Consider the following 25,900-nt stretch of genomic DNA (forward strand, 5'->3'; position numbering starts at 1 on the left):
TGCCATCAGGTGTTGGTTTTCAATTTCGTCCACAACCGCGTCGACAACCGCGCAATCGCCGCCGGCAGCTCTTCCACGGTGAACAACCGCTGCATCACGTCTTTGGGCGGGTAGATGGCCGGATCCTGCTTCACGTCCGCGTTGAGGTACTGATCAGCCGCCGCATTGGGATTGGCGTAATGAATGCTGTTGCTGATGTTGGCCACCACTTTGGGGTCAAGCAGGTAGTTCATGTAGGCGTAACCGTTCTTTTCATGCGGCGCGTTTTTGGGCATGACTACCATGTCGAACCACAGCGTCGTGCCTTCTTTCGGGATCGAGTAGGCGATGTTGATGCCATTCCTGGCGTCTTTCGCGCTGGCCGCGGCCTGGACGATGTCACCATTGAAGCCGATCACCGCGCAGACGTTGCCGTTGGCCAGGTCGCTGATGTACTTCGAGGCGTGGAAGTACTGAATGTACGGACGAATCTTCAGCAGCGCCTGCTCGGCTTGTTTGTAATCCGCCGGTTCGTGACTGTGCGCTGGCAAGTGCAGGTAATTGAGCGTGATCGGCAGCACCTGGGTCGGGTTGTCGATGAACGCCACGCCGCACTGGCTCAGCTTCTTGATGTTTTCTTCCTTGAAGAAAAAGTCCCATGACTGCGTGACATCGGTGTTGCCGAAAATCGCCTTGATCTTCTCGACGTTGTAACCGATGCCGGCCGTGCCCCACATGTAGGGATAGCCGTACTGATTGCCGGGATCGTTGACTTCAAGTTTTTGCAGCAGTACCGGGTCGAGGTTCTTCCAGTTCGGCAGCTGCGACCGGTCGAGTTTCTGAATCGCGCCGGCCTTGATCAGTCGCGACAGAAAGTGGTTAGACGGGCTGACCACGTCATAACCGGTGTTGCCGGTCATCAACTTCGATTCCAGCACTTCGTTGCTGTCGTGAATATCGTAGGTGGTCTTGATCCCCGTGGCCTGGGTGAAATTGGCCAGAGTGTCCGGGGCGATGTAGCTGTTCCAGTTGGAAATGTTGACGGTTTCGTCGGCACAAGCGGCCGTGCTGGCCGCGAGCAGGACTGCCAGGGAAAGTGGGTTGATGCGCATGGTCTGTCACCTGTGTTGAGTGGCTTTTGTTGTTGTGCGGTAGGCGAAACTTCAGATTTCTGTTCTGGCCCTGACTGCCTCCACGCGCATGCGAAGCATGGCACCGATGTCGAAAAAAGGTCGCGGTGGCAACCAACCGGGTTCGGCCCGTTGCATCACCGATTGCAGCAACGGTGAGTCGACACCGCACGCCAGTTCCGCCAGCAAGCGTCCCCACAGCGTGCCGCGCGCCACCCCGGAACCGTTGCAACCGGCGACGGCAAACACGCCCTCTTCCACCTTCTGAAAAAACGCCTGACCGCTGCGGGTCGCACTCAGGTGGCCGGTCCAGGTGTACTGGATGTCTCGCGCGCCGAGGAACGGAAAACGTCGTTGCAGACCACGCACATGATGCTCGCGGCGCAGCACCAATTCGCTTTCAGATAAATCGCGCGTGCGGTATTCGGCGGTGTTGCGGATCATCACCCGGCGGTCCGGGGTCAGGCGCACCGTGGCGCCCAGCGGCCGGGTCGACAGCACGCCCCAAGGCTCGACGGCGCCGATGGCCTGAAATTCCTCATCGCTGAGCGGCCGGGTGAGACTGGCGCTGAGTTCCATCGGGAAGGTCGCACTGTCATGGATGCCGACCCGGGGAATGAATGCGTTCAGGCACACCAGCACCCGTTTGGCCTCAACGCTGCCACTCACCGCGCAGGCTCGCAGCCGGCCGTGGCTCATGCGCACCAGACTGATGATGTCGGTGTGTTCGTAAACGCTGACATTTCCCGGCAGCGCATTGAACAGGCCCTTCACGTATTTGGCCGGTTGCAACAGCGCATTGCCGTTGCCGCACCAGATCCCCGCCGCGTAATGCCGGGTGCCGAGTTTCTGCGCCAGCGCATCGCCCTGGAGAAATTCTGCGCGGGCACCGAGGGCGCGCAAGGTCGCCAGTTTGGCGTCGACATGGCTGAGTTTGGCGGCGTCGCTGACGGCGAAGAAATAACCGTTGTCGCGAAAGTCGCAGTCGATGGCATGTTGCGCGATGGTCTGGCGCACCGCGTCGCTGGCGGCACGGGAAATCGCCGTGTCGATTTCGAACCCGGCAAAGCCTGGCGCGCCGATCAATTCACTGTCGGCCGGATGCTCGTGGGCCACGACAAACCCCGAGTTGCGTGCCGAAGCACCTTGCGCCGCACGCTGGCGGTCAACCACCACGATGCGCGCCTGTGGGTGCATTTGTGCCAGGTTGTGCGCGGCGCTGAGGCCGGTAATGCCCCCGCCGATCACCAGCCAATCGGCTTGTTGCGCACCGCTCAGGCGACCGCGCTGCGGCGAGCTGCCGGCCTGGGCGATCCAGCCACATACGTTTTCCATTGCTGACCTCATTCGACTGTCGTTGCACGGCTTGCCTTTGACCTTCGCTCATGCGTGAATCGCATGGAGAAAACGTAAAGTTCGCCGCCAGAGCTAAAATCTATAAGGTCTTGGCTGGCCCAACCAACGTTATAAAATCATCGAGCCATTCTGAAAACGCATGGATAAAATCCGCCACGTACCGTCCCTGCAGGCCATGCAGACGCTGGTTGAAGTCGCCCGTTGCGCCAGCTTCACCCAGGCCGCGCAACAGCTGTGCCTGACCCAAAGCGCGGTGAGCCGGCAGATCCAGCAACTGGAAAACCATTTCAACGTTGCGCTGTTCATCAGAACCAGCCGCAGCCTGCGCCTGACCCCGGAAGGCGAACAGGTACTGGCCAGCGCCGTCAGCATTCTCGAACAATTGAAAACCCTTGAAGAACGCCTCGTCCCGCAGCAACGCCCGTTCCGCATTCGTATGCATGTGTCACTGGCGGTGCGCTGGCTGCTGCCCAAACTCAACGACTTCTACCTCAGCCACCCCGAGGTCTCGCTGGCGATAGAAACCGTTGCCACCGAGGTTGTGGAACCGGCCAGTGACAGCGACGCCTACATTCTTTATCTGCCGCAGCCAACCAGTGACGCAGACTGCCTGACGCTGTTTGAGGAAACGCTGGTGCCCGTGTGTGCGCCGAGCCTGCCGCAGGCGCCTCGATCAGTCGCGGAGTTGCAGCGCTTTGCGTTGCTGCATCGCTCTGCCGATCGCCAGGCGTGGATCGAATGGCTGGCGGCCAATGGCGGCAAGCCACTGGAAAGTTACCGGCACATTCCGTTCAACCTCGATGAGCTGGCACTGGATGCGGCGGCGCGAGGCCTGGGCGTTGCGGTGACGGACATGACGCTCGCGGCAGAGTCCATCGAGCGCGGGGTGTTGGTGGTGCCGTTCGGACCACCGCTGAAAACGGGCGGGATTTACGCGCTGTGCCTGCAACCGGCAGCGGCTTCGCATGCGGCGTGCACGGTGGTCATGCAGTGGTTCGCCGCGCAGGCCGAGCAAAACATTTAGTTGGAGAATTGCTGCAGATACGCGAGCAAATTATCGATCTTCTCCTCATCACTCAGCCCCCAGAAAATCATGCGCGTGCCTGGCACCACGCCCTTTGGATCTTTCAGATACGCAGTCAGCGTTTCACGATCCCAAGTCTTGCCGGAATTTTTCATCGCGTCGGAATACACGTAATTGGCCGACGTCCCGGCGGGTCGACCGATGATGCCGTTGAGTTGCGGGCCGAACCCTGGGCGCGCATCCGGCCCGACCTGGTGGCATCCGCCACACAGGCGCGGGAAGATCTTTTCGCCGGCTGCCGGATCGCCTGCGGCGCGGGCAGTTGAGCTGAACAGAATGGCGGTTGCGGTGAGGGCAAGAAGCAGTGCAACGGTGTTTTTCATCGGGCGATCCAGAACGGTGTGATGCAGTTGAGGCAAGGCTAACACTTTGTGGCGAGGGAGCTTGCTCGCGCAGGCCTATGCAGCAGGCTCATCGTAGGGGGCGCTTCGCACCCAGCGCGAGCAAGCTCCCTCGCCACAGGTTTTTTCACAGCAGGTGCTTTTTACAGGTAAGCGCCGATGACCTTTCTGACGGTGATCAATGCCTGACGCAGGACATCCATCGGCACCGAACCCAACGCCAGCCGAATCGCATGCGGCACATGCGCCGATACAGCGAACGGCTCGGCGGTGGTCACCGAAATCTGCTGGTGCATCAACTCCACCACAATCTGATCGGCGCGTACGTCTTCCGGCAGTGGCAGCCACAGGAAATATGAGGATGGATGGCCGATGCAGGTCAGCCCTTGCAGCAACTCGGCGGCCAGGGTTTGCCGGGCCTTGGCGTCGTCGCGTTTTTGTTGTTCGAGCAGGGTGACGGTGCGGTCGTCGAGCCAGCCGCAAGCCATCGCAGTCATCACACCGGGGGTGTTCCAGGTGGTGGCGCGAATGATCCGTTCCAGCGCCGGCACCGTCTGCAGCGGCGCAGCAATGAAACCGACACGCAGCCCAGTGGCAATGTTCTTCGAAAGTCCCGAGACGTACACCGTGCGCTCCGGTGCCAGGTCGACCAGGGTACGCGGTGGGTTTTTCACCAGAAAAGCGTAGGCCGCGTCCTCGATGAGCGTCAGATCATGCCTTCGGGCGAGCGCGACCAATTGCTCGCGCTGCTCGATCGGCGTCACCCAACCCAATGGATTGTGCAGCGTCGGCATGCTGTACACGGCCCGCACCGAGCGGCTGCGACATAGCTTTTCCAGTACCGCCAAGTCCGGCCCGTGATCACCGGGCGGGATCGCCACCACTTCCAGATGCAGCGCTTCGGCCAGCACCTTGAAGCCGGAATAGGTCAGTGCGTCCGCTGCAATCACATCGCCGGGTTTGAGCAACGCCATCAGCGTCACCGCCAACCCTTGCTGGGCACCGTTGACGATCAGCACTTGCCCGGCATCGACCTGCACCCCGCGATCCTGCAAATGCCGCGCAATCGAGGCGCGCTCATGCGGGCGCCCGGCGTGGGGTTGGTAACGCAGCAAGGCTTCCAGATCACCGGACAGGGCCAGTTGGCGTAACGCCGTACGCAACAGATCGGCCTGACCGGGCAACGATGGATAGTTGAAATTGAGGTCGATCATGCCGACCGCCACGTCTTTCTGGTCGATGCCCTGCCCCGGCGACAACGAGGTTTCGCGTACAAACGTCCCGCGCCCGGTTTCGCCGCTGACCAGCCCCATCGCCTCAAGCTCGGCGTACACCCGCGACGCAGTAACCAGTGCCAGGCCTTCGTTGGCCGCCAGTTCCCGGTGGGTGGGCAGTCGCGTTCCGGGCGCCAGACGCCCCGCGCGAATGTCAGCGGCATAGGCGTCAACGAGGGTTTTGTAGCGCGAGCGCGACATGTCGGATGTATCCATGACAATTATTTGATTGTGCTGATTCTCGGCTCCAGGATGGCTCGAAAGCAACCCCACCCTTTGAGCGCGACCTTCTATGGAACGGACTTCGAACCCGGTTAACCCGGCCCTGGAAAAAACCAGCGGCTGGATCAATGGTTTTATCGGCGTGGTGATCTTCAGCGGATCACTCCCGGCCACGCGTCTGGCGGTGCTGGAATTCGATCCGGTGTTTCTCACCGTGGCGCGCGCGGCCATTGCCGGGGTGCTGGCGGTGGTTCTGCTGTGGCTGTTTCGCGAACGGCGTCCGGCACGCGATCAGTGGTGGTCGTTGTTGGTTGTGGCGTTGGGTGTGGTGCTGGGTTTTCCACTGCTGACAGCATTGGCGCTGCAACACGTGACGTCGGCGCATTCGATTGTGTTTGTAGGATTGCTGCCACTGGCGACGGCGATTTTTGCCGTGCTGCGCGGCGGCGAGCGCCCGCGACCGGTGTTCTGGTTTTTTTCGATTCTGGGCAGCGCGTTGGTCGTCGGCTTTGCTCTGTCACAGGGGCTGACCGCCTCGCCCACCGGCGACCTGCTGATGCTCGCCGCGATTCTGGCCTGTGGCCTGGGTTACGCCGAAGGCGCGAAACTGTCGCGAGTCCTCGGCGGCTGGCAGGTGATTTGCTGGGCGCTGGTGTTGTCACTGCCGGTGATGGCGTTGCTCAGCCTGTACCTGGCGCCCGCCTCGTTCAGCCACATCAGCCTGTCGGCCTGGATGTGCCTGGCCTATGTGGCGCTGTTCAGCATGCTGATCGGTTTTGTGTTCTGGTACCGCGGACTGGCCCAGGGCGGGATCGCGGCTGTCGGCCAACTGCAATTGCTGCAGCCGTTTTTCGGTCTGGCACTGGCGGCGACGTTGCTGCATGAACAGGTGAGTGTGGGGATGCTGGCGGTGACGGCAGGCGTCATCCTCTGCGTAGCCGGAGCGAAGAAGTTCGCCGGGTAGCTATGTTTGGAATCTAATCTGTGGGAGCGGGCTTGCTCGCGAAAGCGGAGGATCAGTCAACCTCATCTCTAACTGACATTCCGCCTTCGCGAGCAAGCCCGCTCCCACACTTGATCAGTGGTGTTCGACGCCGGCGCGTTTCAACAGCTTCTTGCAGCGCTCGGACAGATGAAACACCTGCAATTCCTTCCCGGCCTTGGCGTAACGCTCACGCAAGGTCTTCAACGCGGCAATCGCCGAATAATCGACGAAGCTCAAATGCCGGCAATCCAGAGTCACCCGGGCCGGGTCATTGGCCGGGTCGAACTGGTTGAGGAACGGCGTGGTCGAGGCGAAAAACAGCGTGCCGTGCAGGCGGTAGAGTTTGCTGCCGTCGGCTTCCAGATGCTCATCGGCGTACAACTCGCGGGCCTGCTGCCACGCGAAGTTCAGCGCGGCGATGATGATCCCGCAGAGCACGGCAGTGGCCAGATCGGTGAACACGGTGATGGTGGTCACGGCGATGATCACCAGCACATCGTTAAGCGGCACTTTGTTCAATACCCGCAACGACGCCCAGGCGAAGGTTTGCTGCGAGACCACGAACATCACCCCCACCAGCGCCGCCAGCGGAATGCGCTCGATCAGCGGCGACAGAATCAGGATAAACAACAGAATCAACACACCCGCTACCACACCGGACAAACGCCCGCGCCCGCCGGAGCTGAGGTTGATCACGGTCTGGCCGATTTATACAAACACCTATTTTTTAATGTTTTTTACGCCTTTTAAAGTGAAACTCGGTTGAAAAGAATTTCTCTCCTCGGCAATGCCTATCGTCACCTCTCTGCTGACGGCAATACTGCGCCAAGTAACGACATAACACTGCCAAATGATTATGTAAGGACACACCCAGGCGCGCAGCTACCTGTGAGGTAGGAAACTTGTAGCGGTCTAATGAAACCGGACACCCATTTAGGCGAGAATGCTCGCCAGATCGAGGTGTCAGATGACCAAACAACGCCGCTCCTTTACTCCTGAATTCAAACGCGAGGCTGCCGACCTCGTGCTCAAGCAAAACTACAGCTACATCGAAGCCAGCCGTTCACTCGGCGTCGGCGAGTCGGCCCTGCGCCGTTGGGTTGACCCGGTTCAGAAGGAACGCCAAGGCGTCACTCCGCAGAGCAAAGCGCTGACACCGGAGCAGCAGAAAATCCAGGAGCTGGAAGCCCGGATCGCCCGTCTTGAACGGGAAAAATCGATATTAAAAAAGGCTACCGCGCTCTTGATGTCGGAAGATCACGAGCGTACGCGCTGATCAATCAGCTGAGCGTCCACGAGCCGGTTGATTGGCTTTGCCAAGTGTTTGAAGTAAACCGCTCAAGTTACTACGCCCACCGCCTCAAGCGTCGAACGCCCGACGTTGAACGGCTTCGATTGCGTAGTCGCGTCAGTGAGCTGTTCTCGCAAAGTCGCAGCTCTGCGGGCAGTCGCAGCATTCTGTCGCTGATGCGTGAAGACGGTAAGCAACTCGGTCGATTCAAAGTGCGTAGCTTGATGCGCGAGCTTGATTTAGTCAGCAAACAACCCGGCTCCCATGCTTACAAACGAGCAACAGTAGAAAGACTCGATATCCCGAACACATTGAACCGCGAGTTCGATGTGCCAGCGCCCAATCAAGTCTGGTGCGGCGATATCACCTACATTTGGGCGCAAGGAAAGTGGCATTACCTGGCTGTCGTATTGGATCTTTGCACGCGTCGGATCGTGGGCTGGGCGCTGTCGGAAAAGCCAGATGCTGAGCTGGTAATCAAAGCGTTGGATATGGCCTACGAGCAGCGTGGCAGGCCTTCGGATTTGCTATTCCACTCGGACCAGGGATCGCAATATGCAAGCCGACTCTTTCGCCAGCGGTTGTGGCGATACCGCATGCGTCAGAGCATGAGTCGACGAGGAAACTGATGGGATAACGCACCGATGGAGCGCGTATTTCGCAGCTTGAAAACAGAATGGATACCGACCGTGGGCTATCGAACTGCGCAGGAAGCACAGCGCGATATCAGCCACTTTTTGATGCATCGCTACAACTGGATTCGGCCTCACCAATTCAACGAGAGGTTGGCACCAGCGCGGGCCGAGGAAAAACTTAACGTCGTGTCCGGGATTAGTTGACCACTACAACTACTTCCGATCACTTAATTGACCGTGTTGACTTTGATTTTTTTTGGATAGCGCTGACTGCTAATAGCGGCGCTGCCTCTAAAGGCATGGGGGATGGGGGATGGGGCATGGGGATGGGGCATGGGGCATGGGGCATGGGGCATGGAATCAGGGCGACTCAAATAGTAAAGGGCCATCATCCCTACTCCCTTAAAGCTCCCAACGACCGTGAGCCACACGCGATTTCATCAAACCATTGATTTTTCGGGCTCGCTCAAAAAAATCAGCCAAAAAATTTACATTTTCTGAATGTTTCCTATCATTACTCTGCTAACGGCAATACCACACCGAGGCAATGGTATGGCGCAGCTAAAAGTAGTAAAAAGCGACATTCCTTATGCTGGCTCGAATAGAACCGTGTTTGGTGTTTTTGACACCATAAATCATCGCCCCCACCTGGCCGCCACAGCATTTCTGCTCAGAAAAACGCTCAATGGTGCACGCCCTAATACCTTACGCACCTACGCTTACAGTTTGGCCAATTTTCTCATGACCATTGAAGAGGATCCTGACATCGGCAATTGGGACGGTGTCGGTGACGAAATTCTGCATGCTTATTTCGAGCACATCCTAGTAGGCGAGAAAAATCTTAGCGGGAAATCACTTGAGCTGACACGCACCGTCATTATTGACTTCTATAACTGGGCAAACGCCTATGGTTGGTCGCCAAAGAAGCGAACGCTCTCTTGGGGATCGGTCGAATCGATCCAGAATAGAATTAAAATTGATTTAGCTCGCGACAACTCCATTGATCGCTTCAAGCTGTTCACTCAGTACATCCCCGAGAACGAGTTCAATGAGTTGCTCGCTTGGGTTCCGACCAAAAGCGAATTCGAAAAACAGCGCGACATGATTTGCTTAAAACTAGGCTACCTCAGTGGCTGGCGCCGTTCTGAAATAGTCGATCCCAAAAACATTGCGGTCACCCGATTTAGAAAAGCGATCAATGACGCCAATCAGAAAAACCAACTTGGGTTCAATCTGAACATTATCGGAAAAGGGCGCGGAGCCGGAAAGGTCAGACAGGTCTACATCCCTCAGCGCCTCAGAGAGGACATTGAAGGCTTTATTGACGGCGCACACCATAAACATGGCCATAGCCGGCTGCTGATCTGCAAACGGTCTGGGGATCCGCTGGGAATGCACCACACCACCTACCTTTTTGATCACGCGCGGAAAGCATTGATCTGCGGTCAAGTGCCCGACAGTCTTAACGCATGGATGCGTTCAACCGCTCGCTGTTTTCATTCGCTACGCCATAGCTATGCCACCAACATGGCCAGGTACCTAATTGAAAACGACCTTCCCCTAACGATTCTGCAGGAACTGATGGGGCATACAGACATTGAAACCACCTACGCCTATGTTCACTTTCTCGATGCGTTACAAGAACGCACCGAAGCTCACAGCCCTAGAGAATGCTTCACTGTCGTTTGAGGGGGAAAAAAGCCATGACGCACCTCAGTCAACTCTCTCACCAAAATATTTACCCATTAACCACAGAAACAAATGCTTTTTTACTGATTAAAGATAACCGGGAAAGCCGCCGCATCGAGATTCCACTGCCATTAAAATCTGACCCTACGATTGAAGCCATGCGCGAACTAGTCAATTCGTATTATTTCTACAGAACGATTTCGACTCAGCGGTTTCAGACGTACTTCCATACCCTGTCACATTTTCTTGACTGTTTCAGCGAGCCAAGCAATCAACTGCAAAACGATGAAGACCCTAGACTGCCGCTCGACACCGGTCAGAAATTTATATGTTATCTTATTGAAATGAATTTTTCTGAATTCACCATTTTCAACCATTTGACCAATTTAAAAGTTTTGTTGAAGAGCACCCTGTCCGCAAAATGCAGCGACGTTGTGAATTTAACCATTGAAGATTGGCAGCGGACTCACGCCATCTTAGAAAGCTGGCCTTACATCGCACAACCCGAAAAACAGGAAAGCCGTAAGGGGGTGGCAGATAAATTCGGCGTCAACTGCAGCGAAATCGAAATACTGATGTCGCTCAAGCTATTTTGTGCCTGGTTCTTAACAGAGTGTTCACTCATCAGAGAGCAATTCAAGGAAAACTGCCCTGCTGATTACCAGTGGCTGCTGTCACTGGCCAAGGACAATAACTCAAAGTGGATTTTGAGTGAGCCGGTGAGCACAAACAACAACCGAAAAGACAAAAAGCGCATCGGGCGCAAGGTCTATGCCATGATGCTGAGATCTGCGAGATCAATCCCCTCCCCGCTTTACCTCGAAACCGTATTCTTTAACGGAATACTAAAAATTTTGGGAGGTCACGGCGATGAAAAATTCAAACGGTTCACCAACAACCTCAGCCTGGAGTTTCCAAATCCAGCGATCGAGTACATGGAGTGGAACAGAGAACACACCGTAAATTTATTAAACTCCTTTATCAACACCGAGGGACTGGCATACCGGCGTACGATCAAGGTTAATACGAAACGCGAGTTCTTCGACCCGAAGAAAATCTTTACACCACTCGGCTTGCTTATCCCATCCCTCGAAGAACAGATCGCCATGGCGTGGCTGCTGGCTTCAGAGAGAGTCCAACAAAGCAATCTCGAACGTATTCGACTATCGGATGTTGAATTTATCGAAGGGAGTGGGAAGCTTCACATTTCCACATTCAAGGGTCGAAACAACACCACCGTATCATGCGTCTACTCAAAAACACAACCGGCATTCGACGCCATCTCACGGTATAAAAAAGACTTGTGCTTTGCCTACACGCAAGGGCTTTTACAATCGGGCGGCGTGCAGGACAATGCACTGTTTATTCCCAATATTAAATATCATCACTTTGCGATTCACCACAACAAACATTCTGCCCTCATGTTTCTACCCATGGTGGTGCGAGGCTCTGAAACACAAGCCGCCTACTTCAGGTTCTGCGGTAATGCGCAGACGGCAGGTCAAGCCGATCATTTCCTGGATTGCTTACTGAATGCTTATACGCTTAATGCCGATTTCTCACGCTCTCGCACGAGGCAAAAAATAGAGCAGAGACCGGCCAAGGCCTCAGAAGAAACCGAAAGCGGTGACAATCCAAGTCAAACAAAAACAAGCCAAGTCAACCGGCCCAGCTCAATCTACCTATCGCCGCAAAACATCGCACAGAGCTGTGTCTTGGGGAATGACGCCGAAAACGCCAGAGCAACACTCAACAACATGACTCGCTCACCGAACATGTCGGTGAACCTTCGTGGACTCAAGAATATTCACCGTGATATTCATGCCCGTAGAATGCGCCACAACACCAGCACAGAAGCTGCGTATGCAGACTTTTCTCAATGCCGGATAAAACTGCAGGCAGATGATCGATTTGGCGAGCTGGTGGGAGCCGAAATGTACCTGATGGCCAACACACTGGCAGGGCATATGACCGAATCCACTCACCTGCTTTCTTTAGGAGAAGTAGATCAATTACTTCATATCAAGACGGTCAACTCACCTGGCAACATAAAATCAGCGACTCTTATATTCGAACAAGCCGAACTACAAAACTATTCCATTGATAAAGTCGGGTTATTCTCAAAAGACGGGCACACCTTCATCATTAAAATCCCATTGATCGCGGCCCTCCTTGACTCGAAGATAAAGCACCTTGAATCACAGATAGAAACCTTGATCTCCAGCAACCCGCTGCGCGTAAAAAGATCAATCGCATTGCTGATTTTTTACAAAAGTATTCTCAATAATTTCGACCCCAAAATTCGTCGACAAGCCATAGAGCAATACGGGCACTTTCAGTTTGATTTTGCCGACCTGACGGTTTAGAAAAAATGCCTAAACATTCTCTACACCCTCCCCATGAGCCAAAGACTCCTGAAGGTACGAGCACTACCTCCCGGACTGACGAGCCTTTATTTCTGTCCGCGGCATGGGCGCTACGTGGGCTGAACGGCGAATCGTACACCTTCGATTTCGCCGAACTAAACGTGAGTGCACACCTAGCCGCTATCGCCAAAGAGCTTGTCTTGAGCTACTGCAAGGAAGATAAGGATAGATCGCTGATCTGCTCAGAATGGTCAATGTTTCGTGTGAAAAGGACCATCAAGGTCTTGCACGCCATCCTGACACAAGAACACTTTACTCACATTCGCGAACTGCCCATCGAATCAATCGAGAAAATGCTTTTGAGCATGTTGAAAGGTTACTATGACGATGGACAACTCATTGCCTTTTCAACCTACCAAATGACAGTCAATACATGCTTTAAGCTGCGCGATTTATTTCTATCTCGACGAGTCAGCGATGGGTTTAGCGTAATGCCATCGCTGGACAGGTGCCTGGTATTAGCCGAAGAAGCGATCGCCTCGACGGACAAGGACTATATCACCTGGGTGGCAGGATCGAATTTGGGTGGAATGCCCATGTCTTTGCTGATTCTTTTGTTAAGTGATGCGATTGCCGTCATGCACTCTGACGAGACCAAATACTTGCTGGCTTTTTTTGAATATCAAAAAAATCTGGCTGCAAAAAGCGAGCCGTTTACTGTAGACAAAACCATACAAAAAAATGTTCCTCGCGCCAGTTCACTCGACCGAATTCAGCGGTACTTTTTGAGCGAGGAGTCAAAACGCTTTAGGAAAAAATCCAAATCCATAGTCTGCGTACTTCCAGAATACTGCGTTGCAGAATGCCAGGTGTCTTCGACAGACGAGCTGCCGTTACAACGCTGGCCATTTAAGGGTGCCCGAGGACTCTCCAGGCACCTTCACTGCGTATACGAAGCCGGTTACATCATTTTTGCTTGCGTCACTGGGGCTCGTCGCAGCGAATTGGAACATCTGCTCGTCAGTGATTTGATAGAACGTACAGATGGTGCGTACTACTTTCGCTCCCTGATGTGTAAAACAAATCATGGGATTCCGACTATTCGCTCAGTGCACGGTCTGGCGGCCGACGTCGTCAGCATCCTTGAGCGGCTGAGTCTAGAAAATAAACGGGATCTCAAATTGCCTTTATTCAGCGCCCCGAGGGGTATGTTTGTTAGCCGCAGCAACGAGGATTTACCTCAACCCAACATGACAAACCTGGTGAACGAACAGAATGCTCGATACATTCTGAAAAATTACATAGCCAAGCGGTTTTTAAAAATCCATCCAGGACTTGAGACCGAGCTCAACAATATCAATATCACCCCCCATCGTTTTCGACATGCATTCGCAGAATTTGCTTTACGCCGTTTCGACGGAAATGTTCCGGAGCTTATTCGCCGCCATTTTCGCCATCACTACAAGTCTTTTATGACGAGTCTGTACACGTTCGGAAAAATTCATATCGGCGAAACATACACACAGGCGCAAATGGGCAGAAATTATTTAGAGGAGCTAGGATTGAACTGGCTGAGTGGTAGCGAGGATTTGTTTGGTCCCATCGGCATTGCGATCAAGAAAAAGGTGCAAGATATCAAGTTCTTGCCTGAAGACGAGTTGCAAGGAGAATTGAGCAAGTGGATCAACACTGAATTCACAGGTGAAATCAAAGCAATGGAATATGGCTTTTGCGCGCTTCGCTTCCAGACCGTGACAAAAGCGAATTGCGGCGACAAGCTAACCGGAGCCCCTCGACTGGAGGAGGCCAGCATGACTGTATGTAGTGGGTGCCCACACCTGCTCAGCATAGGTTCTCAACGCCAAGACATTATTCGCATTGGACAAAGCATCCTCGAACAACAGAAAACATACAAAAGGCTCGGCATCACTCCTCTCCTCAACGCATGCCATGAGGAGCTCAAACGTGCAGAGGCGATGTTGAAAATGATAGGGGCAGAAGGCTACAAACATGAAGAGCTTTGAGCTGGTTGAAAAAAAAGACCTCAACTATGTGCCACTTTGGCTTGCATCCGTTTCACCCGGAGAAAAAACAATTTACGAGGTCGCCAAAGCCCGGTTTGAAGAGATCATACAGGCACTTGGCTCTGCTTTTTCAGACATTCCTTTACGGCAGCGAAAGTTAGTCCGCACACAAATTGCAAAACGTGCTGGGTTCAATGAAAAGTATATCCATAAAACCAAGACGCCGGAGCTTTACGCGTGGATCGCGACCGCCAATGAAATACTGGAAGCCAAAGCGCTAGAAAATAACGCCAAGACATCGCATCTGAAACAAACGGGAAAGTTGAAGCGCGACAATCTTCTTGAACGTATCCGAGAATTAGAGCTTTACTCGAAATCATTTCAAAGAGAGTCCATCAGTATTCTTTGTCGACAGTTGATCGATAGCGAACTGGTTTCTTCACATGCGGACATGGTCGCTCAAATCAGCCAATTAAAAGTAGAGTTAATCCAAGCATCCGAGCGAGAAGCTAGCGCCGAAGCCCGCGCACAAAAATGGCATTGCGCCTATATCGCACTGGAACAAAAATATCTGCAATCGCTTAACGATCTCACTCAACAACGTAAAGCTGCACTCATTCCCAATAAACGCCCTTCCTGATCGAGTGCAGTTAGGTTGTCAAATAGCGTCCTCGCCGATGCGCCTAAGTGTATACAGCGACCCTTGACCCTAGTGGAACAGCAGATCCGAAGATCTTCCACGCTGCTCGTAGGCCATATCCAACGCCTTGATCACCAGTTCGGCGTCCGGCTTTTCCGACAACGCCCAGCCCACCACCGGGCATATACAAAGATCCAGCACGACAGCCAGGTAATGCTATTTCCCCTAGGCCCAGATGTAGGTGATGTCGCCGCACACACATGGTTGGGTGCCGGAACATCGAAATCCCGATTCAAGATGTTCGGGATATACAACCGTTCAACCGTCGCTCGTTTGTAGGTTTGAGATCCGGGCTGTTTACTGACGAGGTCAAGCTCGCGCATCAGTCTGCGAACCATGAACCGCCCCAGTTGCTCACCGTATTCACGCATCATCGACAAGATACTGCGACTGCCCGCAGCACTGCGACTTTGCGTGAATAGTTCATTGAACCGACTGCGCAGCCGAAGCCGCGCAACGTCCGGAGTTCGGTGTCTGAGATACTGGGCGTAGCGTGAATTTTCACTACGATTGGAATTCTTTCCATTAAAAATGGAATCAGCCAGCCGTCCCGCGGGAACGTTAAAGGCCCGCATAGGTACCATGTGTGCAATGTTTTACGTCGTGATATATGGTTACTGCTAGAGGAGTTTCCATGGTGCTGCACTGAGCAGCCGCACTCCGAGGCGCACCTTCGGATTGGCGAAAGTCTTGGTCCCACAGTTGGTATCGCTTTAGCATCGAGCGACCTCGGCGAATCTGCCGCCCCCGGCGATCCGTACAAAGTATTTGATACTCCTGAAGGCTTCCTTAGACATCACGATAAATTTTGGGTTTAGACAGCCTGTTGCGGTTGCTTGGTAATTTAAACGCACCATGATTTATCAGATGGAAGCTGCTAGAAAAAACGACGGATCAGGTACAGACTATAAAAAACAATGGTGATCCCATGAGCTGTCTTATTTGTGCAGGTGTCGCCAAGCAAATTCGGTGCCAGGGTCCGTGGGAGGAGAGAGATTGTCCCGCCTGTGGCCGCTATCGAGTATCAGATGCGCTAGTGTCAACACTGATGGAGCAAGGGCAAATTTTTGATGTGAGGAAAATGAGAGTCTGGCTTGCCAGCAGACGCAGGGAAGAGACCATTCCCTCTATTGAAATCCACGAGGCGCTACTGATGCCATGAAGTTTTTTCTCTAAAGCTGAATGCCCTCGCTTGGATTTGCTTTCATATACACATGTTTGAGCGGTTGCTGCCAAGCTAACTGTCCTTGGACTTCAGCTACTGCATCCAGGACCCTCTGCGCCCAGCGCTCATCTTCAGGATGCACGACAATCACACGAAAACCGTGATCATAACCCTCAATTTGCACGCCCTCGGAATCGTCGACATGCAAGTCGATACCGAATGCGGGCGGAAATTTTGAGGGTGAGTTTGAGAGCCCGCGCGCCGTCAGCGCGTGAGTATGCCCAACACTGTTGACCACACCGTCGACGCGGATCCCGTACAGCAACAGCCAGCGCCTGATGTAGGACGGCGTCCGACCGGATGACGTGTAGACCCAGATGCTGCACCCCTGGCGACGTAACTCCCGGGTCAGGGAGCGTGTCCCAATCCGCAGCGGCTCGCCCAGCCAGCGATGAACACAGGCCGGGAGCCTGCTTTGCTCGACTTCGCAGTGGTGGAGCTGACAGGCCAGCGTGTCATCTATATCAAATGAAATACGTATCTGCTGACGCCCGAACCCGTGCATCGGTACAAGACACTTGGTCGCTTGCCATACCTGACTTGCGCGAGTCCGGAATTTTTCCAACGCTGCATACCTTCTCATCACGGGCGCCCCTGATAGACAGGCAAGGGTGTGTCGCTCAGGAAAAACTCCATGGGATCGGGGGCCTGCTTTTCCAGAAAGGCTGCGTATTTTTTCTTGATTTTAGGTAATTCGTACAACGCCTTTACACCGTGTTTGGCAGAGTTGCGGATGACCGACGACGGGTTGAAGTAACCCTCAGCATTTTCCAGCGTCAGCACGAACGGAGGCAGCCCCGCGCGCATGAGCAAATAGCTGACGATGAGCGATCCACTGCGATTATTGCCTTCAATGAATAACTGCGGCTTGCTCAGAATTCGAACATAAACACCGGCCGCACGCTTCCAGACTGATTCACTGCGATACGCGCAATACCAGTTATACAAGTCCTTGATTCCACCCTCTACGTTGTTGAAGAAGTGGGCTTCGGTGGCTGCAAGGTGATGAGCGAATTCAAGTCGACGTGCCGGATCTCGACCGCAAAGCACCGCAGCATTGATCTCCAGCATCAGATTGACCTGCTGAAGATCGAACAGGTCGACACCACTGGCGACATAGTCATCCAACAAGGCGTAGCCATCAAGCATGTTCTGCAGTACTTCGTCAGTGAAGGGATCACGTGGCTCGGTAAAGTGCCTGCTGAGCTCGGCGAAGCGGCCCTGCACCTTACGCAGAGCACCTTCAATCGCTCGCAAATCAAGACGACGCTTTGCAGACATTGTTAATCCTGACGAGAAAGGAGTGAGACGGCAAAACGGCCAATGCACGTAATGTCATTTGGCCGTTCGGTCTTGACCGGAGGTTGTGGGCTAGCTGAATTTACCGCTGATGTAATCGCTTGTCATTTGTTCACGCGGACTGTCGAAAATCTGGGTAGTCGGGCCCATCTCGACCAGATAGCCGGTGCGCGTGCCCTGGGAAATATCCACCGAGAAGAAGGCCGTCGTGTCAGCGACACGGATGGCCTGCTGCATATTGTGGGTGACCAGAGCGATGGTGTAATCCTTCTTCAACTCAACCATCAATTCCTCGACACGGCGCGTGGCAATCGGGTCGAGTGCCGAGCACGGCTCATCCAGCAACAGGACTTCCGGTTCGGTGGCGATGGCGCGGGCGATGCACAGGCGTTGTTGCTGACCGCCGGACAGGGACAGGCCGCTGACCTTGAGCTTGTCCTTGACTTCATCCCACAGCGCGGCGCCTTGCAGGGCGTGCTTCACGCGGTCACCCAGATCGCCCTGGTAGCGATTGAGGCGCAGGCCAAACGCGACGTTGTCGAAAATACTCATCGAAAACGGGTTCGGCTGCTGGAACACCATGCCGATATAGCGGCGCACGACCACGGGGTCAACGCCCTTGCCATAGACGTCCTGCCCGAGGAAATGCACATGTCCCTCGAACCGGAAACCCTTTACCAGATCGTTCATCCGATTGAGGCTGCGCAACACGGTGCTTTTGCCGCAGCCGGACGGACCGATGAATCCGGTGATCTTGTTTTTTTCGATCGGCACATGGCTGTCACGGACCGCCATGAAGTTACCGTAGAAAATCTTGTCCAGCTTGCAGTCCATGACGACAGGTGCCTGGGTGGCGAGCGGAGCGTCTTTTTGCGCAATTGATAGTTTCAAAATTCAGGAGCTCCCATTCTCAATACTTGGGCTTGCCGAAAATACGGCTGACAATATTCACGACCAGCACGATCATCACGAGCACCAGCGAGGCCGCCCATGCGAGCTCGAGCTGGTTATCGAAGGGCATGCCGGAGAAGTTGTAAATCAGTACGGCAAGCGATGCCGTCGGATTCATGACCGCCAGACTGCCTTCGTGGTAGATCCAGTAGTTACTGAACAGCGCAGTAAACAACAGCGGCGCGGTTTCGCCCGCTGCGCGCGCCACGGCCAGCATGACGCCAGTCAGGATCGCCGGCAGGCCGGTTGGCAATACGATTTTCCAGATCACCTGCGAGCGGGTGCAGCCCATACCGTACGCGGCGTCCTTCATGATCTTGGGCACCATTCGCATCGACTCTTCAGCCGTCAGCATGACGATCGGCAACATCAGCACGGCCAGTGCTACGCCGCCCGCTGGTGCGGAGTAGGTACCGGTCGTCATTACCACAAGTGCGTAGGCAAACACACCGGCCAGAATCGAAGGCAGACCCGTGAGCATCTTGGCGGCGAAGCGCGCAGCGTTGGCCAGCTTGCTATCCGGCCCCAGCTCGGCCAGAAAGATCGCGGCCATGATGCCGACCGGCACCGCGATGGCGGCTGCGATATCGACCATGACAAAGGTGCCGACCATCGCGTTGCCGAAGCCGCCGCCCGTCTCGAAACCCGTCGGCGGCAGCTCGGTCAACACCTCCAGGCTGAGGCGAGCACCACCGCGAGTGATCAGCATGTAGAGCACGGAAATCAGCGGCACGCTGGCCAGCAGAGCACCGCTCCAGACCAGCGTGGTCAACACCAGGCTGCGCAAAGCGCGGCCTTCGAACTTGCGCTGCAGGCTCGGCAAAGCGACTGCAGCAGAACTGAGGTCAGTCATTATTTGGTCCCCCGCTGGGCATAGACCATGATCATGGAACCGATGACGTTCACGATCAGGGTGATCAACATCAGTACCAGTGCGGCATACATCAAGACCTCGATCTCGTTCGGCCCCGCTTCGGGGAAGTTCAGCGCCAACAAGGCCGCCAGCGTATTGGCCGGTGCAAACAGAGAAAGGGAAATGTTGTTCGCGTTGCCGACCAGCATCGCCAGGGCCATCGTTTCACCCAATGCGCGACCGAGGCCCAGTACCAGCGAGCCAAAAATGCCGGTGGCGGCGGAGGGCACCATCACCTTGAGAATCGCTTCCCAATGCGTGGTACCCATGCCGTACGCAGCCTGCTTGGTTTTCATCGGTACGCCCGTGAGGGCATCCTGCGAAACGGCGGCAATGGTCGGCAGAATCATGATGGCAAGTACCAGCGCTGCGGGTAACAGCCCCGGTCCGCTTAAGCTAGTGCCGAAAAAAGGTATCCAGCCCAGTTCGCTGTGGAACCAGTCCGCGACGGGGCGGATGGCCGGGATCACTACGTAGATCCCCCACAGGCCGTAAACGACGCTGGGGATCGCGGCGAGCAATTCGACGATGGTGCGAAAAACCGCGGCAAGCTTGGCCGGCAGGAAATCCTGGGTCAGGAAAATTGCCATGCTGACGCCGAAAAAGCCTGCGATCAGCAGCGCGATCAGGGCGCTGTAGAGCGTGCCCCAAACGGCCGGCAGAATCCCGTACTTGCCTTGGTTAACGTCCCAGACGGATCCGAAAATGACGTCCAGCCCGTGCTTTTCCATACCTGGGATTGCCTTGCGCCCGACTTCGAATACCAGGGCAAAAACCAGTGCCAGAACTAGAGTCACGCTCACGCGCGCAAGTGCACGGAAGGTGCGATCAACCAGAAAATCCTTCGCAGAAGGCGGCTTGCAGGCAGAGTCCGGATTAACCGGTACGACAAAAGGTTTGTTCATGAGCTAATTCCGGAGCTGGGGGTCACTCGCCCGGCGTGGCTGACGCACACGCCGAAAGAGTCCCCGCGAGCGTTACTGGATGTTGGCAGAAGCTTTGCGTACCTGATCGACGACCGCTTTCGGCAGGGGGATGTAGCCCATCGAATCGGCAATTTTCTGACCTTCGGTCAGGCTGTATTCGACCATTTCACGCATGGCTTTGGCCTTGGCCGGGCTCTCGTTTTTCTTGCGAAAGATCATCCAGGTGTAGGAAGTGATCGGGTAGGACTTGGCACCGTCCGGATCAGGCAGCCAGGCCACCAGGCTTTCTGGCATCTTCACCGCAGCCAACGCCTCTGCGCCGCTTTCAGCATTTGGCACGACGTACTGACCGGCCTTGTTCTGCAATTGGGCAAAGTCGACCTTGGCCAGTTTGGCGAAGCCGTATTCGATGTAGCCGATGGCTCCCGGGGTCTGGCGTACGGTGGCGGTCACACCATCGTTCTTCGGCGATTTGATGAATTTGTCGCTGGCTGGCCAGTTGACGGTGTTGCCTTCACCCAAGTCCTGTTTGAACGCAGGGTTTATTGCCGCCAGGTGTTTGGTGAATACCGCGGTAGTACCGCTGGAGTCCGCACGCACAACAACGGTGATCGGCGTAGCGGGCAGTTTCAGTTCCGGGTTGGCCGCGACGATTTTCGGATCGTTCCACACGGTGATCTTGCCCAGGAAGATGTTGGAGTAAACGTCGCGTGGCAGTTTGAGCCCTTTAGGGCTGCCCGGCAGGTTATAAGCCAGCACGATTTCACCCGCAGTCATCGGCAACAACTGCGCGCCTTCGGCAACCTTGGCAATGTCGTCGTCTTTCATTGCCGAGTCACTGGCCGCGAAATCAACGGTTTTGTTCAGAAAGTCCTGCACACCCGCGCCGCTGCCTTTGGACTGGTAGTCCACGATAACGCCCTCGGATTTTTTGCTGAAATCCTTGAACCAGGTGAGGTAGATCGGCGCTGGAAAGCTGGCGCCGGAACCGGTCAGGCGAACGTTTTCTACAGCGAAAGACACTGAGGTGGCACAAAGAGAAACCGTAATAGCGAGCGCAGCAGACTTCATCAAACTTTTCATCGAAGGAACTCATTGTTAAAACGGGCCCCGAACTGTGCACAAAAATTATGTAATTTTCATGAATGCTGCGTGGGAAGATCGCGTCAACCGCGCAACACCCTTATTTCAAAATAACGCATAATATTTTTCGCGAATGAACGACACATCACATGAACACTATCGCTGCTCCCTACAGGTCTTCCCCACCCCTTTCAATTCCTCGCAGGTGCTTATCTTTCCCCGGCATGCCGCGCACAGGCTGCTTTGTTGTTCTCAACAAATCCCGGGCAAGACGTTAGTTTTTTCGACTGCGCCGGTGCCAATCCGTCATTGAACTGGCGCGGTCGAATCCAGTTGAACTGCGCCAGCAACCACTGCTGTCGCTGGACAACGAGTGGTCCTTGTGGCTACAGAGTGCCAAACCCGCCCAAGCTATTGGGGCGCGGGTTAAGATCACATCTTCGCGTTACCCGGTCGTCAGGATAATAATAATAACGACTAGACTCCATAACTAGAACGTCTGTAGATACGCCGCGATTGCATTATATTTACGATTGCACAACTGGCTCGCCGGGGACGGTATCGCCGTTACCTTGAGTGTCGAGGCGCCGATGCATTCTTCCATTCCTATGTCTAGGCGACGAACGCACTTCCTAACGCCAGCTGTGGTTAATGTCATAATGCATTTCGCGGATTGGATTATTACTGAACCGAAGCCAGCTTTCTTTGATGAAGTAACCGCTGGGCAGCTAAGAGAAACAGGCACTGACGTACTTACGGCATTGAGCTGACTGACGCTTTGGCATCAACCGATGTGAAGTCTCGATTAATCGATTTGCCCACCTTCGGAACCATCTCGGCGCTTTGGGGTAGATGTCGTTGGTCAGAAAACACTCTATGTCGACGCTTGGTTGTTGATTGAGCAGAAGTAGGTCAATAATTTCTGTATACCAAGATCAGGCGTAAGCATAACGAATAAGCGCTTAAAATAGATTATCACGGCCAGTACAAACCATAGTCACTATGGTTATCTAGCGTTCCACTAGACGCAATACTGGCCGAGCTAGACCAGCTACATCTTGACTTTTAGCGACCATTAGTAACTCCTTTAAATGGGCACCCTGTTTGAGCAATGCCTCATGTAGCGTTAGGAGTTGCTCCAAAAAACCGGGTCTTCAGCCAGAGACGTATTTTTAATCGTCGAAATTTAATCGGCGAGGATGCGGTAGTTTCTGACGATTTAATTCAGATCATTCATGACTTTCTCCTACTTAATCAGATGGCAGACTATGTGTACTAATCGCTAGCAAATCAAAGCCATTAACTGTGACCTCTGCTATGCATTTTAAGCCGTGAATAATATTATGGAGATCAGCGAGAATGCCAATTCGTCGTGTTTATCGTTTTGGCTCCTGCCGAGTTGGGCGCCCGCACGTGATAGCGCAGACCCACCGAAGCCGAGTGCCCCAATGGCTTCGGTGAAATCGTGATTTTACAAGCGTCAGTGGGATATTCACCCCCTATAGATTAGGGGTAAACCTTTCCCGCAATAAAGCTAAATTTTTTAATAAAATATGCAACAAATTCAGGCGTCCCGCAAAATTAGATCGGCGCCCTTCTCTGCCACCATCAGCACCGAGGCGTGAGTATTGCCCGAGGTCAAGTTAGGGAAAATCGACGCATCTACAGAGAAACATCCGGAACTGGAGTTGAACATCACCACTCGCCTGCAGGACAGCCTCGCGGAAACCAGCACGCTGGACTGCGCTATTCGTTTCGGCGATGGCGATTGGGATGGCCGGGACAGCTCGCTGCTGATCCAGGAACGGCGCATCGCGGTGCGCGCCGACGATACGCGCGCGAGGGGAGTAAGGAGGGCATTGACCTCCATCGCCTGACCTTGCAGCGCGTACTGGCCCGGGAAAACCAGCGCTAACGGAACTGGAAACGCTGGCTGCACTCGGCGAAAATCAGCGGCGTCGATATCCTGGGCGGTTATCAGTTCGACCCGCTGGACTTGGCGATTCGTCGGCCACCGATGGTTTGTGCATCCCCATAGCCGAGTGGGGCATGGTTGCCTCTGAGCTGACCGGTGGGCAGTTGACCCAGTGCTCAACGTGCATGTAGAAGGGCACCAATCGTACTGGCTAGTGACCGGGCCGGAACAGACGCAGATGCCGCGATTGCAGGTGTTCAGCCAGTGGTTGCAGGAAGAGATCTCGCTCGCGCAACACCAACTCGAACCCTCCACCGCTGTTGTCTAGTCACCGCAAAACCCCTGTGTCAGCTTCTACAGGGGATTGTATGTAATCTGTATTTTTCGAATGTTACCTCGCTCAATGAATGGTTTGTTCAACTCAGTCCGGATGCCAAGACCTTTAATAGGCGCAACACACCGAGTAAGAAGTGACTAAGCGTTCGCTTTTAATTTTATAGCTATGACTTTAAATCATAGCCCTATGACTTTTAATAACTACAGCCCCGCTAACCGCCAGTGTTAAAAATCGCAAATACAGCTCACCAACAATAAAATCGAGCATTTGCGCCCATGATCAATCCCCTCCTTCGCGTCCAGCGCTCTTCGATCGATAGCATAGGCCACACCACCATTACGGTCCGTGTGCACTTCTGATTGCCCAAAATTTCCCTGAAGAGTAATGACGCATGAAAGAACTCGACCTGTACATTGGTGAAGGTTTCGAAGCTTCACCAGTGAACGCAACTCAAAACATTCTGATCGACCCTCTCAGCGACCAAACACGCCAAGCGTTCGCTGATCGCTTATTATCTCCGAGACTGGATGGCACCTCAGCACATCCGGCCGTAAACGATCTATGTGTCCAGATCCAAAGTGGCGAAATCAACCGCCGACAATTTTTGCGTACCGCTGCCCTCCTCGGTATCACTGTCGCCAGCGCCAGCACTTTCCTCGGTTCCGCCCTGCTGGGCAATTCCGCCCACGCTGCCGAAGCCATCCCGCCGCGCCAGGGCGGTACATTGCGCTTTGCCTGCGCCATCCAGGAAATCCAGGACCCGATGCTGATCACCTGGATCGAAGCCTCGAACCTGCTGCGCAACTCCCTAGAGTTTTTGACCTGGGTGGACTCCGACAACATCACTCACCCGTACCTGGCCGAAAGCTGGAGCCCGTCGGACGACCTCAAGACCTGGACCTTCAACCTGCGCCAGGACGTGAAATGGAGCAACGGCGACACCTTCAATGTCGAGGACGTACAGCACAACATCGAGCGCTGGACTGCCGCCGATTCGAAGTCGGTCAACCGCACCGCGTTCCAGGACATCACGGCCTTCGAAAAAGTCAGCGACTTCCAATTCCGCCTTGTGCTAAAGCGGCCGATGCTGGCGATCCCGGAAATGCTCAACGCCTTCACCTGCGCCATCGTCCACCGCAACTTCAAGGCCGGGGATGACTGGGCGAAAAACCCCATCTGCACCGGTCCGTTCAAGCTCGTGTCGTTTGCCGTCAATAAGCAGGCGACCTTTGCCAAGCGCGCCGATTACTGGGGCAAACCGGCCAACCTCGACGAGTTGCGCTACGTCGATATGGGCACCGACATTTCCTCCCATCTGGCGGCCCTGCAAGCCGGGCAAGTGGACGTGTTGTACCGGGTGACAGTGGCGGAACTCGATCTGGCCAAACGCCTGCCGGGCGCGCAATTGCTGACCTGCAAATCGGCGCAGACCATCGTCATGCGCATGGCTTGCGACAAGAAACCGTTCGACGATTTGCGCATTCGTAAAGCGGTGGTGCTCTGCGCCGACAACGCACAGATGCTGAAAATCGCCTATCGCGGCATGGGCACGCTCGGCGAAGACCACCACGTCGCACCGTCGCACCCGGAATACTTTGCACTGCCCAAACGGACCCGGGACGTGGCGGCGGCGAAGAAGCTTCTCGCCGAGGCAGGTTTTCCGAACGGCATCGACGTCGACCTGATCGTCGGTAACACCCAGGGCCGCTACGAACAGGACTGCGCGCAGATCCTGCAACAAAACTGCCTGGAAGCCGGCATCCGCATCAACCTGAAAGTCATTCCAGCCACCCAATACTGGCCGATCTGGAACAAGGCAGCGTTCAGCCTGACGTACTGGGCCCACCGCCCGCTGGGCGTGATGTCCCTGGAGCTGGCCTATCGCAGCGGTGCGGCGTGGAACGAAAGCCATTACAGCGACCCGGCCTTCGACGCCGCGCTGGACAAGGCCATGGCGATTGTCGACCCGAAACAGCGGGCCGTGGCCATGGAAGAAGTCGAGCGAATCCTGCAAGACGCCTGCGTCATGTTGCAGCCGTTCTGGGGTGACAACTTCACCGCCACCAGCAAAAAGGTCCAGGGCTTCAAGGTCCACCCATCGCACTTCTACCCAATGGATGAGGTCTGGCTGAGCGTCTAACGCTCAGCCCCTCACGCGCCCGCCCACTGAACGGT

Annotated in this window: 17 protein-coding genes and 4 pseudogenes; 9 read left to right on the top strand and 12 right to left on the bottom strand. The window is 54.8% G+C overall.

Annotated features, from left to right (window positions below; translation table 11 throughout):
* Positions 1 to 5: 5 nt before the first annotated feature.
* Entirely contained in the window at positions 6 to 1,091 is a 1,086-nt protein-coding gene (locus JFU48_RS24895) for a polyamine ABC transporter substrate-binding protein (RefSeq protein WP_201137987.1), read from the bottom strand.
* A 51-nt stretch (positions 1,092 to 1,142) separates the two neighbouring features.
* Positions 1,143 to 2,444: an NAD(P)/FAD-dependent oxidoreductase gene (locus tag JFU48_RS24900; RefSeq protein WP_201137988.1), complete on the bottom strand. Its 1,302-nt coding sequence runs from the start codon at positions 2,442 to 2,444 to the stop codon at positions 1,143 to 1,145.
* Positions 2,445 to 2,604: 160 nt separating this feature from the next.
* Between JFU48_RS24900 and JFU48_RS24905 the strand changes: the two genes are divergently transcribed.
* The gene (locus JFU48_RS24905) at positions 2,605 to 3,489 is read left to right on the top strand and encodes a LysR substrate-binding domain-containing protein (RefSeq protein WP_201137989.1); all 885 of its coding nucleotides are present in this window, start codon (positions 2,605 to 2,607) and stop codon (positions 3,487 to 3,489) included.
* On the opposite strand, the gene JFU48_RS24910 is transcribed toward JFU48_RS24905, so the two are convergent.
* Positions 3,486 to 3,872: a c-type cytochrome gene (locus tag JFU48_RS24910; protein ID WP_103521205.1), complete on the bottom strand. Its 387-nt coding sequence runs from the start codon at positions 3,870 to 3,872 to the stop codon at positions 3,486 to 3,488. The two genes, JFU48_RS24905 and JFU48_RS24910, sit on opposite strands and share 4 nt — an antisense overlap.
* Before the next feature lie 161 nt (positions 3,873 to 4,033).
* Positions 4,034 to 5,365 (bottom strand): aminotransferase-like domain-containing protein, encoded by a 1,332-nt coding sequence (locus JFU48_RS24915; protein ID WP_201137990.1) that lies wholly within the window; start codon positions 5,363 to 5,365, stop codon positions 4,034 to 4,036.
* A gap of 91 nt (positions 5,366 to 5,456) precedes the next feature.
* On the opposite strand from JFU48_RS24915, the gene JFU48_RS24920 reads away from it, so the two are divergent.
* The gene (locus JFU48_RS24920; RefSeq protein ID WP_201137991.1) at positions 5,457 to 6,350 is read left to right on the top strand and encodes a DMT family transporter; all 894 of its coding nucleotides are present in this window, start codon (positions 5,457 to 5,459) and stop codon (positions 6,348 to 6,350) included.
* A 114-nt stretch (positions 6,351 to 6,464) separates the two neighbouring features.
* Here the strand turns inward: JFU48_RS24920 and JFU48_RS24925 are convergent.
* Positions 6,465 to 7,079 (bottom strand): annotated as a pseudogene (locus JFU48_RS24925) (SulP family inorganic anion transporter); the annotation flags it as partial.
* A 259-nt stretch (positions 7,080 to 7,338) separates the two neighbouring features.
* Between JFU48_RS24925 and JFU48_RS24930 the strand changes: the two are divergent.
* The 5 genes and pseudogenes from JFU48_RS24930 (at position 7,339) to JFU48_RS24950 (ending at position 15,016) form a co-directional block, all read left to right on the top strand.
* Positions 7,339 to 8,501, top strand: a pseudogene (locus tag JFU48_RS24930) (IS3 family transposase).
* A 348-nt stretch (positions 8,502 to 8,849) separates the two neighbouring features.
* Positions 8,850 to 9,986: a tyrosine-type recombinase/integrase gene (locus tag JFU48_RS24935; protein ID WP_201137992.1), complete on the top strand. Its 1,137-nt coding sequence runs from the start codon at positions 8,850 to 8,852 to the stop codon at positions 9,984 to 9,986.
* A gap of 14 nt (positions 9,987 to 10,000) precedes the next feature.
* Complete coding sequence (locus tag JFU48_RS24940; RefSeq protein WP_201137993.1) at positions 10,001 to 12,352, top strand: hypothetical protein; 2,352 nt, start codon at positions 10,001 to 10,003, stop codon at positions 12,350 to 12,352.
* A 5-nt stretch (positions 12,353 to 12,357) separates the two neighbouring features.
* Positions 12,358 to 14,376 carry a site-specific integrase gene (locus JFU48_RS24945; protein ID WP_201137994.1) on the top strand — a complete coding sequence of 673 codons (2,019 nt, stop codon included), beginning with the start codon at positions 12,358 to 12,360 and terminating at the stop codon, positions 14,374 to 14,376.
* Entirely contained in the window at positions 14,363 to 15,016 is a 654-nt protein-coding gene (locus tag JFU48_RS24950; protein WP_201137995.1) for a hypothetical protein, read from the top strand. The genes JFU48_RS24945 and JFU48_RS24950 overlap by 14 nt, the downstream gene beginning before the upstream one ends.
* A gap of 72 nt (positions 15,017 to 15,088) precedes the next feature.
* Here JFU48_RS24950 and JFU48_RS24955 read toward each other — a convergent pair.
* The 7 genes and pseudogenes from JFU48_RS24955 to pstS form a co-directional block, all read right to left on the bottom strand.
* Positions 15,089 to 15,567, bottom strand: a pseudogene (locus JFU48_RS24955) (DDE-type integrase/transposase/recombinase); the annotation flags it as partial.
* Between the two features lie 681 nt (positions 15,568 to 16,248).
* Positions 16,249 to 16,806, bottom strand: a complete 558-nt coding sequence (locus JFU48_RS24960) for a hypothetical protein (protein ID WP_201137996.1) — start codon at positions 16,804 to 16,806, stop codon at positions 16,249 to 16,251.
* A 77-nt stretch (positions 16,807 to 16,883) separates the two neighbouring features.
* Positions 16,884 to 17,582: a hypothetical protein gene (locus tag JFU48_RS24965; protein WP_201137997.1), complete on the bottom strand. Its 699-nt coding sequence runs from the start codon at positions 17,580 to 17,582 to the stop codon at positions 16,884 to 16,886.
* Between the two features lie 90 nt (positions 17,583 to 17,672).
* On the bottom strand, positions 17,673 to 18,434 hold the full coding sequence (gene pstB / locus JFU48_RS24970) for a phosphate ABC transporter ATP-binding protein PstB (RefSeq protein WP_242486706.1): 762 nt from the start codon (positions 18,432 to 18,434) through the stop codon (positions 17,673 to 17,675).
* A gap of 76 nt (positions 18,435 to 18,510) precedes the next feature.
* Entirely contained in the window at positions 18,511 to 19,404 is an 894-nt protein-coding gene (pstA, locus tag JFU48_RS24975) for a phosphate ABC transporter permease PstA (protein ID WP_201137999.1), read from the bottom strand.
* Positions 19,404 to 20,369, bottom strand: a complete 966-nt coding sequence (gene pstC / locus JFU48_RS24980; RefSeq protein ID WP_201138000.1) for a phosphate ABC transporter permease subunit PstC — start codon at positions 20,367 to 20,369, stop codon at positions 19,404 to 19,406. Before pstC ends, pstA begins: the two co-directional genes overlap by 1 nt.
* A gap of 72 nt (positions 20,370 to 20,441) precedes the next feature.
* Positions 20,442 to 21,473 (bottom strand): phosphate ABC transporter substrate-binding protein PstS, encoded by a 1,032-nt coding sequence (pstS, locus tag JFU48_RS24985; protein ID WP_201138001.1) that lies wholly within the window; start codon positions 21,471 to 21,473, stop codon positions 20,442 to 20,444.
* Between the two features lie 1,664 nt (positions 21,474 to 23,137).
* On the opposite strand from pstS, the pseudogene JFU48_RS24990 reads away from it, so the two are divergent.
* Both JFU48_RS24990 and JFU48_RS24995 read left to right on the top strand, forming a co-directional pair.
* Positions 23,138 to 23,716 (top strand): annotated as a pseudogene (locus tag JFU48_RS24990) (LysR substrate-binding domain-containing protein); the annotation flags it as partial.
* Positions 23,717 to 24,248: 532 nt separating this feature from the next.
* Positions 24,249 to 25,865, top strand: coding sequence for an ABC transporter substrate-binding protein (locus JFU48_RS24995; protein WP_201138530.1), 1,617 nt, complete (start codon positions 24,249 to 24,251; stop codon positions 25,863 to 25,865).
* The last annotated feature ends 35 nt before the right edge of the window (positions 25,866 to 25,900 follow it).

This window comes from Pseudomonas sp. TH49, from assembly GCF_016650625.1.
GTDB classification, from domain to species: Bacteria; Pseudomonadota; Gammaproteobacteria; order Pseudomonadales; family Pseudomonadaceae; genus Aquipseudomonas; species Aquipseudomonas fluorescens_H.

Coding starts and splice junctions, on each gene's coding strand:
- JFU48_RS24940 (WP_201137993.1), top strand. CDS start 10,001: ATGACGCACCTCAGTCAACTCTCTCACCAAAATATTTACCCATTAACC.
- pstC (WP_201138000.1), bottom strand. CDS start 20,369: ATGAACAAACCTTTTGTCGTACCGGTTAATCCGGACTCTGCCTGCAAG.
- pstB (WP_242486706.1), bottom strand. CDS start 18,434: ATGGACTGCAAGCTGGACAAGATTTTCTACGGTAACTTCATGGCGGTC.
- JFU48_RS24905 (WP_201137989.1), top strand. CDS start 2,605: ATGGATAAAATCCGCCACGTACCGTCCCTGCAGGCCATGCAGACGCTG.
- JFU48_RS24915 (WP_201137990.1), bottom strand. CDS start 5,365: ATGTCGCGCTCGCGCTACAAAACCCTCGTTGACGCCTATGCCGCTGAC.
- JFU48_RS24960 (WP_201137996.1), bottom strand. CDS start 16,806: ATGCACGGGTTCGGGCGTCAGCAGATACGTATTTCATTTGATATAGAT.
- JFU48_RS24945 (WP_201137994.1), top strand. CDS start 12,358: ATGCCTAAACATTCTCTACACCCTCCCCATGAGCCAAAGACTCCTGAA.
- JFU48_RS24920 (WP_201137991.1), top strand. CDS start 5,457: ATGGAACGGACTTCGAACCCGGTTAACCCGGCCCTGGAAAAAACCAGC.
- pstS (WP_201138001.1), bottom strand. CDS start 21,473: ATGAAAAGTTTGATGAAGTCTGCTGCGCTCGCTATTACGGTTTCTCTT.
- JFU48_RS24950 (WP_201137995.1), top strand. CDS start 14,363: ATGAAGAGCTTTGAGCTGGTTGAAAAAAAAGACCTCAACTATGTGCCA.
- JFU48_RS24935 (WP_201137992.1), top strand. CDS start 8,850: ATGGCGCAGCTAAAAGTAGTAAAAAGCGACATTCCTTATGCTGGCTCG.
- JFU48_RS24910 (WP_103521205.1), bottom strand. CDS start 3,872: ATGAAAAACACCGTTGCACTGCTTCTTGCCCTCACCGCAACCGCCATT.
- JFU48_RS24895 (WP_201137987.1), bottom strand. CDS start 1,091: ATGCGCATCAACCCACTTTCCCTGGCAGTCCTGCTCGCGGCCAGCACG.
- pstA (WP_201137999.1), bottom strand. CDS start 19,404: ATGACTGACCTCAGTTCTGCTGCAGTCGCTTTGCCGAGCCTGCAGCGC.
- JFU48_RS24900 (WP_201137988.1), bottom strand. CDS start 2,444: ATGGAAAACGTATGTGGCTGGATCGCCCAGGCCGGCAGCTCGCCGCAG.
- JFU48_RS24965 (WP_201137997.1), bottom strand. CDS start 17,582: ATGTCTGCAAAGCGTCGTCTTGATTTGCGAGCGATTGAAGGTGCTCTG.